We start from the raw sequence: 7,748 nt of genomic DNA, 5'->3' as shown, positions 1-7,748 counted from the left end.
GGCGTCGGCGTCGGCGGGGGGCCGTTCCTCGTAGTGTTCGCCGAGCAGGTTCAGGATGCCGGCCACGCCGCGGTTGTTGAGCCCCTCGACGTGAGCGAGCGCCGCCTCCGGCGTCTCCCCGGCGACAAAGTTGCTCGCGATGGGCGGGATCATGCGATCACTGCGGATCCGGAGCGGTATATAATGGCACCCGACCAATTGTTCCGAAGACATATTCCTGTATAAAATTCTTTCAGTCCCACTACCAGCCGATTCATCGATCTGCCGCGCGCTCACCGACCATGGACGGGTCGGGGTTAAGGTAGCCGAATGTGCTCGGGACTATCGGAAACATATGTCACGGAATACCACGGGCATGACGGATCGGCGGACGCTGCTGAAACTGACCGGCGGTGCGGGACTCGTCGGACTGTCGGGCTGTCTCAGCACGACTGACGACGGCAGTGACGGCAGCGACGGCAGTGACGGCAGCGACGGCAGTGACGGCGGCGACGGCGGCGACTCGACCGAGGCCTACGAGATCGGGATGGTCGACTCCCAGACCGGGTCGCTGTCGGCGTTCGGCGAGCGGAACCAGCGCGGCGTCGACCTCGCCCTCTCGATGGTCAACGAGGTCGGCATTAACGGGCGAGACCTCGACATCGTCGTCGAGGACTCCGAGAGCGAGAACCAGGGCGGGATCGCTGCCGCCCAGAAGCTCGTCAATCAGGACGGCGTGCCGTTCCTGATCGGCGCGGTCGGCTCCGGCGTCTCGCTGGCCATCTACGAGAGCGTCATCGAAGGAACGGACGTCGTTCAGCTGAGCCAGAACTCCACCGGGCTCAACCTCACCGAGTTCCCGGGACTGCTCCGGATGTCGCCGTCGGGGCGGAGCCAGTCGCTCGCGCTCTCGAACCTCATCAGCGACGACGGCTACGACGAGGTTGCGATCACCTACGTCAACAACGACTACGGCCAGAGCCTCACGGACGCGTTCGTCGACGCGTACGAGGGCGAGGTCGTCTACAACACGCCGCACGATCAGGACCAGCAGTCGTACTCCAGCGTCATCTCGGAGATGAACAGCTCCGGCGCCGACGCGTGGCTGTTCATCACCTACCAGGCCGAGTTCGCGACGATGGTCAACGAGGTGTTCTCCTCGGGGTACGAGGCGCAGTTCTACGGCGCCGACTCCGTCTCCGGCGACAACGTGCTCGAGAACACCCCGGAGGGGAGCATCGAGGGGATGAAGATCGTCGTTCCGTCCGCGCCCGTCGAGGAGGAGAACTACCAGTCGTTCGCGGACACCTTCGAGTCGGAGTACGGCCGGCAGCCGACCTCGTGGGCGGCGTACGCGTACGACTGCGTGATCAACGCCGCCTTGGCGATCCAGGCCGCGGACGAGTTCACGGGGGCGGCGCTCCAGGACACCGTCCGGCGCGTCTCCGGGCCGGAGGGCGAGACGGTGACTTCGTTCGAGGCCGCGAGCGGGATCCTCGCGGACGGCGGCGGACCGGACGACGTCGACTATCAGGGGGTCAGCGGCCCCATCGACTTCGACGAGAACGGGGACCCGATCGGCTTTCTTCAGGTCCTGGAGGTCCAGGACCACGCGTACGAAGGCATCGACTTCATCGAAGGCTAATCCCGACCGATGACCGTCCTCGGATACCTGGCTAACGGATTGGTGTTCAGCAGCATCATCGTCCTCGGCAGCATCGGGCTGTCGCTGGTGTACAGCATCGCGGACTTCGCGAACTTCGCGCACGGCGACACGATGACGATCGGTGCGTACTCGGCGCTCGTGACCTTCGGCGCCGTCGGCGGGCTCGGCGGCGCGGTGTTGGGGCTCCCGTACGGCTTCTTCCTAGCCTTGGTCGTCGGGATCGCAGTCGCCGCGGTCGTGGCGGTCGCCACCGAGAAGCTCATCTACGAGCCGCTCGACGTCGACTCGATCGGCCTGCTGATCACGTCGATCGGGATCGCGTTCATCTACCGCGCGGTGATCCAGATCCGGTTCGGCTCCGACTTCACCCGGTTCGACGTCCGGCCGCTGCGGCCGATCGAGGCGCTGGTGCCGTACGGCGTCCGGATAACGCTCCACGACGTCGCGATATTCGGATCGGCGGTGGCGCTCGTCGTCGGGCTCCACGTCCTGCTCCAGTACACCGACCTCGGTCGGAAGATGCGCGCGATGGCGGACAACCCCGACCTCGCGCGGGTTAGCGGTATCCGGACGAAGCGGGTCAAGCTGTGGACGTGGGTCATCGGCGCCGGGCTCGCCGGCGCGGGCGGCGTGTTCCTCGGACTGTTCAATCAGCTCGCGCCCCGGATGGGCTTTAACCTCTTGTTGGTGATCTTCGCGGCGGTGATCCTCGGCGGGATAGGCTCCGTCTACGGCGCGATGGCGGGCGGGTTCCTCATCGGCATGATAAACCAGCTAACGCCGTTCTTCTCCAACGTGGTCGAGGCGCTACCGATCCGTCCGAACTGGCTCGCGACCGTGATCGAGAACATGATCACTATCGAGTACGCGAACGCGATCGCGTTCGTGATCATGGTCGTCGTGCTGTTGGTCCGGCCCAACGGGATCGCCGGGGAGGGCGCGACGTGAGCCTCCTCGACGACCCGAAAGCGGCGTTCGCAGACCTCTCCCGCCCGGAGGGGTGGGTGCTCGGCGTCAGCGTCGCGTTCGTACTGTTCCTCTTCGTCGCGATGCTCACCGGCGCGCTCGGTCCGACGTACTTCCTGTTCCTCGTCGGACTGGCGGGGATGTACGCGCTGTTGTCCTTCGGGCTGAACGCCCAGTGGGGGTTCACGGGACTGATCAACTTCAGCGTCGCCGCGTTCTTCGGCATCGGCGCGTACGGCACCGCGCTGATGACCGCGAGCGGCTCGCCGATCGCCGGCGGATTCAGTCCGCTCGTCGGGCTCGCCGTCGCGCTCGTCGTCGCGCTCGCGCTCGCGCTGCTCATCGGCATCCCGACGCTCAGGCTCCGGGCCGACTACCTCGCCATCGCGTCGCTCGGGCTCGCGGAGGTCGTGCGGCTGATCGTGTTAAACGAGCGCTGGCTGACGAACGGGAGCGCGGGGCTGCGCGGCATCCCGGGCTTCTTCGACGGGTGGCCGGTGCTCTCGACGTTCCCGGAAGCGATGCCGGGGCTCCGGCTGGAGGTGATCCCCGGGTCGCCGGTGATCCTGGAGACGGCGTTCTGGCAGGCGTCGCTGAACGTCCTGTTGGTGCTCGCGTTCGCGGGCGCGGCGTACTTCGTCCTCCGGCGCGCACACCGATCGCCGTGGGGGCGCGTGCTGCGCACGATCCGCTCCGACGAGGACCTCGCGCGGGCGCTGGGCAAGAACACCTACTCGTTCAAGATGCAGTCGTTCGTCCTCGGGAGCCTGATAATGGCGCTTGCGGGCGTCTTCTACGCGCATCTGAACCTCTACGTCGGGCCGGGCGACTTGGACCCGATCACGACGTTCTACGCGTGGGTCGCGGTGATCTTGGGCGGCAGCGGCTCCAACCGTGGAGCGCTGTTCGGCGGGATCGTCATCGTCACGATCCGCGAGGGGACGCGCTTCCTGAACGACGTGGCGCTCCCGATCGACCCCGCGCCGTTGCGACTGCTGTTGATCGGCGTCGTCATCGTCGCCGTCATGCGCTACCGGCCGCAGGGGGTCCTCCCGCCGCAGCGGGAGCTGATCTGGCCGAGCGCGGTCGGCGGTGGCGGAACGCCCGAGACGCCGGACAGCGGCGTCCGCGAGCGGAAGGGAGGTGATGACGATGAGTGAGGGCGCGCTTCCGAAGGAGGACGCGGTCCTCCGCGTCGACGACCTCCAGAAGTCGTTCGGCGGGCTCGCGGCGACCGACCACGCGACGTTCGCGGTGGAGCGCGGAACCATCACCGGGCTCATCGGCCCGAACGGCGCCGGGAAGTCGACGCTTTTCAACCTCATCTCCGGCTTCTACGAGCCGGACGGCGGGACCGTGGAGGTGAACGGGACCGACGTGACCGGCATGGAGCCGTACCAAGTCGCGGAACACGGGCTCATCCGGACGTTCCAGACGCCCCGGAAGCTGGAGGGGATGACGGTCCGCGAGGCGATGCTGGTCGGTCCGCGGAAACAGCCCGGCGAGTCGTTCCTCACGCTTTTCACCTCGCCGGGGACGGTCGCGGAGAGCGAGTCGGCGAACCTCGCCGAGGCGGAGCGGATACTGGAGGACTTCGAGATCGACCACCTCGCGACCCAGCCCGCCACCGACATCTCCGGCGGCCAGATGAAGCTCGTCGAGCTCGCGCGGGCGATGCTCGCCGAGCCGGAGGTGCTGCTGCTCGACGAGCCTGTGGCGGGGGTGAACCCGACGCTGGCAAAGAAGCTCAAAGGCCAAATCCGGCGGCTCAACGAGCAGGGAACTACGTTCCTGCTCATCGAACACGACATGGAGTTCGTGATGGACCTGGCGGACCCGATCGTCGTCTTGGATCAGGGACACGTCCTGACGGAGGGGACGCCGGAGGGGGTCCGGAACGACGACCGCGTCATCGACGCGTACCTCGGAGGCGGAAGATGAGCGACGGTATGACAGACGACACGACCGGGGCCGCGGACGGGCCTCACGGCGGAACCGACCCCGTGCTCTCGCTGTCGGGCGTCGACAGCGGGTACGGCGAGGTGCAGGTGCTCGACGACTGCTCGGTCCGGCTCGACCCGGGCGAGATCGTCTGTCTCGTCGGGCCAAACGGCGCCGGGAAGTCGACGGTGCTCAAGACCGCGTTCGGGATGTTGACGCCGTGGACGGGGACCGTCGAGTACCACGGCCGCGACATCGGCGGGATGGCGCCCGAGGAGATCGTCCGCGAGGGGATCGGCTACGTCCCCCAGACCGACAACGTGTTCGGCTCGCTGACGATCGACGAGAACCTCCGGATGGGCGGCGTCGCCCGCGACGGGAGCCTCGAGGAAGTCATCGAGACGCTGTACGACCGGTTCCCGATCATCGACGAGAAGCGCGGCTCGAAGGCGAAGACGCTCTCCGGCGGCCAGCGTCAGGTGCTCGCGTTCGCCCGCGCGCTGGTGATGGAGCCCGACGTGCTGCTCATCGACGAGCCGTCGGCGGGGCTCGCACCGAACACCGCCGACGACGTGTTCGAGGACGTCAAGGAGGTCAACGACATGGACACGGCGATCCTCATGGTCGAGCAGAACGTGACGAAGGGGCTCGGCATCTCCGACCGCGGCTACGTCCTCGACCAGGGGACCGTCCGGTTCGAGGGGACGCCGGAGGAGCTGTTGAACGACGAAGAGGTCTCGCAGCTGTACCTGGGCGGCTGAGTCTCCGGTCGGTCCGCTTTCTCGCGGCGTCTCACGCCGTGCGCTTCTCGAGCTCGCCCGTCAGCTCCGCGGCGTCGAAGTCGTGGTCGGGACGGATCGCGACGAAGTCGAGGAATCGGCGCGCCGCGAGCAGCTCGTCGGTCGAGTAGCTCGTCAGCGCGGCGGCGATCGCGTCGGCCGCGCCGAGGATCGGCTCCAGCGCCGCGAGCGCGCTCGCGAGGTCGTACGCGCGAGCGGCCTCGCGCCCGTCCTCGCTCACGCGGGTCGCGTCGATGACGTAGAGGTCGCCGTCGGCGACGAGGACGTTCTCGGCCCGGAGGTCGCCGTGCGCGAGCCCCGCGTCGTGGACGGTCCGCAGCGTCGAGAACAGCTCTGGCGCGAGCCGGGCGACGGCGTCGGCGTCGAGCTCGTCCAGCGTGCGGAACTCGGGGAGGTACTCCAACACCAGCACGCCGAGGTCGCCGACCTCGAACGCCTCGACCGGCTCCGGCGCGTTGACGCCGAGCTCGCGGACCCGGCGGGTCGCCTCCAGCTCGTGACGCGCCATCTCGTAGGGGGTCTCGTGGCGCTCGAAGAACCCCTCGGTGCCGGACGAGACCGCGCCGAGGTTCCGCCCGGTGGTGAACAGCGCGTGGACGAGCGTGTTCTGCCGGGTGATCACCTTCACGAAGAGGTCGTCGTCGACGACCATCGGCGTCGACAGCCAGTTGTCGGCGTCGAGAAACCGGACCCGGATCGTATCGCGGTCGTACCGGTCCGCCAGCTCGCGCGCGACGCGCTCGACGTCGGGCCAGTCGACGCGCCCCCGGACGAGCTCGCGGAACTCCATACCGACGGCACGCGGCGGCGCCTGATAAGTCGTCGGCTCGCGGCGGCGCCTGATAAGTCGTCGGCGCGGGGCGACACCGCCGACCCCGCCACAGTCCATCACGGTCGTTCGCATCGTTTATGCCCACGCGTCGCAATTCTTGCCCATGGACTTCGAGGTACCCGCCGAACACCGGATGATACGCGACACCGTCCGAGAGTTCTGCGAGGAGGAGATCGCGCCGATCGCCCAGGAGATCGAGGACGAACACCGCTTCCCCGACGAGGTGTTCGAGTCGCTCGCGGACTTGGACATGATGGGCGTCCCGGTCTCAGAGGAGTACGGCGGCCTCGGCGGCGACCAGCTCATGTACGCGCTGGTCACCGAAGAGCTGGGCCGCGTCTCGGGCGGGATCGGGCTCTCGTACGCGGCCCACACCTCGCTCGGCGCGAAGCCGATCGAGCTGTTCGGGACCCACAAGCAGAAGGAAGAGTGGCTCCGCCCGCTCGCGGAGGGCGGCGAGATCGGCGCGTGGGCGCTCACCGAGCCCGGCAGCGGCTCCGACGCCTCCGACATGGACACGACCGCGGAGTACGACGCCGAGGCGGGCGAGTACGTGCTGAACGGCACCAAGCAGTTCATCACGAACGCGAACGTCGCGAACTCGGTCCTCGTGAAGGCGGTGACGGACCCCGAGGCCGGCTACGACGGCATCTCGACGTTCATCGTCGACCCCGAGAACGACGACGGGTTCGAGGTGACGACGGTCTGGGACAAGATGGGGCTCAACAGCTCGCCGACCTGCGAGATCAGCTTCGACGACGTGCGGATCCCGGAGGACCGGCTGCTCGGCGAGGAGGGCGAGGGGTGGACACAGACGATGAAGACGCTCGACGGCGGGCGCATCTCCATCGCCGCGCTCTCGGTCGGGCTTGCGCAGGGGGCCTACGAGGCCGCCAAGGAGTACTCCGGCGAACGCGAGCAGTTCGGCAAGCCGATATCGAAGTTCGACGCGGTCCGCGACAAGGTGGTCCACATGCACCGGCAGATCGAGCGCGCCCGACTCCTCACCCACCGGGCGGCGACGAAGTACGACGCCGGGGAGTCGGTCACCCGGGAGTCGGCGCTGGCGAAACTCGACGCCAGCGAGGCGGCCCGCGAGGTCGCCGAGGAGGCGGTCCAGACGCTCGGCGGCTACGGCTACACCACCGACTTCGCGCCGCAGCGCTTCTACCGCGACGCGAAGCTGATGGAGATCGGCGAGGGGACCAGCGAGATCCAGCACGTCGTCATCGGGCGCGAACTCGGCCTCTAGTCGGGCAAGTCGTCAGTCAGCGACGCCGGGCGCTCGGCGCGCCTCAGGGGAATTCGATCAGGTCGTCGTCGACGGCGCGCAGGCTCTCCGCGAGCCGCGAGCCTTCAGGGACCGCCCGCCGGAACGGCGCCGAGCCGAACGCCGCCTCGCCGTTGACGGAGACGAGCCCGAGGTCGACGGGGTCGCCGTCGAGTCCCGTTAGGAACGCGACGGTGCGGACCGCGGGCACGTCGCCCGCCCGCGCGTCCGGGTCGATGGAGCCGTACAGCGTGCGGTTCTCCGCGACGTGGTGGACGCAGGTCGGCGTCGGCG

7 protein-coding genes and 2 pseudogenes are annotated in these 7,748 nt (G+C 68.2%); 6 read left to right on the top strand and 3 right to left on the bottom strand.

The window, feature by feature from the left end; translation table 11 throughout:
* Positions 1 to 153: pseudogene (locus tag Z052_RS12755) on the bottom strand (proline dehydrogenase); the annotation flags it as partial.
* Positions 154 to 334: 181 nt separating this feature from the next.
* Here Z052_RS12755 and Z052_RS12750 point away from each other — a divergent pair.
* The 5 genes from Z052_RS12750 to Z052_RS12730 are packed head-to-tail and all read left to right on the top strand — an operon-like array spanning position 335 to position 5,313.
* Positions 335 to 1,624, top strand: a complete 1,290-nt coding sequence (locus Z052_RS12750) for an ABC transporter substrate-binding protein (protein WP_094519546.1) — start codon at positions 335 to 337, stop codon at positions 1,622 to 1,624.
* A gap of 9 nt (positions 1,625 to 1,633) precedes the next feature.
* The gene (locus Z052_RS12745; RefSeq protein WP_004596315.1) at positions 1,634 to 2,593 is read left to right on the top strand and encodes a branched-chain amino acid ABC transporter permease; all 960 of its coding nucleotides are present in this window, start codon (positions 1,634 to 1,636) and stop codon (positions 2,591 to 2,593) included.
* Positions 2,590 to 3,771 carry a branched-chain amino acid ABC transporter permease gene (locus Z052_RS12740; protein WP_049929900.1) on the top strand — a complete coding sequence of 394 codons (1,182 nt, stop codon included), beginning with the start codon at positions 2,590 to 2,592 and terminating at the stop codon, positions 3,769 to 3,771. The genes Z052_RS12745 and Z052_RS12740 overlap by 4 nt, the downstream gene beginning before the upstream one ends.
* Positions 3,764 to 4,552, top strand: coding sequence for an ABC transporter ATP-binding protein (locus Z052_RS12735; protein WP_049929902.1), 789 nt, complete (start codon positions 3,764 to 3,766; stop codon positions 4,550 to 4,552). Before Z052_RS12740 ends, Z052_RS12735 begins: the two co-directional genes overlap by 8 nt.
* 8 nt (positions 4,553 to 4,560) lie before the next feature.
* Entirely contained in the window at positions 4,561 to 5,313 is a 753-nt protein-coding gene (locus Z052_RS12730; RefSeq protein WP_044965613.1) for an ABC transporter ATP-binding protein, read from the top strand.
* A 31-nt stretch (positions 5,314 to 5,344) separates the two neighbouring features.
* Here the strand turns inward: Z052_RS12730 and Z052_RS12725 are convergent, their stop codons facing one another.
* A complete protein-coding gene (locus Z052_RS12725; protein ID WP_094519547.1) occupies positions 5,345 to 6,142 on the bottom strand; it encodes an RIO1 family regulatory kinase/ATPase in 798 nt (265 codons plus the stop codon).
* 145 nt (positions 6,143 to 6,287) lie between these two features.
* On the opposite strand from Z052_RS12725, the gene Z052_RS12720 reads away from it, so the two are divergent.
* Complete coding sequence (locus tag Z052_RS12720; protein ID WP_099289098.1) at positions 6,288 to 7,436, top strand: acyl-CoA dehydrogenase family protein; 1,149 nt, start codon at positions 6,288 to 6,290, stop codon at positions 7,434 to 7,436.
* A 43-nt stretch (positions 7,437 to 7,479) separates the two neighbouring features.
* Here the strand turns inward: Z052_RS12720 and Z052_RS12715 are convergent.
* A pseudogene (locus tag Z052_RS12715) lies at positions 7,480 to 7,748 on the bottom strand (hypothetical protein); the annotation flags it as partial.

It is taken from the genome of Halorubrum sp. C191 (assembly GCF_002727095.1).
Lineage (GTDB): Archaea > Halobacteriota > Halobacteria > Halobacteriales > Haloferacaceae > Halorubrum > Halorubrum ezzemoulense.
This window is presented reverse-complemented; position numbering and strand designations above follow the sequence as displayed.

Excerpts from the sequence above, each read along its gene's own strand:
- Z052_RS12745 (WP_004596315.1), top strand. The coding sequence starts at position 1,634 with ATGACCGTCCTCGGATACCTGGCTAACGGATTGGTGTTCAGCAGCATC.
- Z052_RS12750 (WP_094519546.1), top strand. The coding sequence starts at position 335 with ATGTCACGGAATACCACGGGCATGACGGATCGGCGGACGCTGCTGAAA.
- Z052_RS12735 (WP_049929902.1), top strand. The coding sequence starts at position 3,764 with ATGAGTGAGGGCGCGCTTCCGAAGGAGGACGCGGTCCTCCGCGTCGAC.
- Z052_RS12720 (WP_099289098.1), top strand. The coding sequence starts at position 6,288 with ATGGACTTCGAGGTACCCGCCGAACACCGGATGATACGCGACACCGTC.
- Z052_RS12725 (WP_094519547.1), bottom strand. The coding sequence starts at position 6,142 with ATGGAGTTCCGCGAGCTCGTCCGGGGGCGCGTCGACTGGCCCGACGTC.
- Z052_RS12730 (WP_044965613.1), top strand. The coding sequence starts at position 4,561 with ATGACAGACGACACGACCGGGGCCGCGGACGGGCCTCACGGCGGAACC.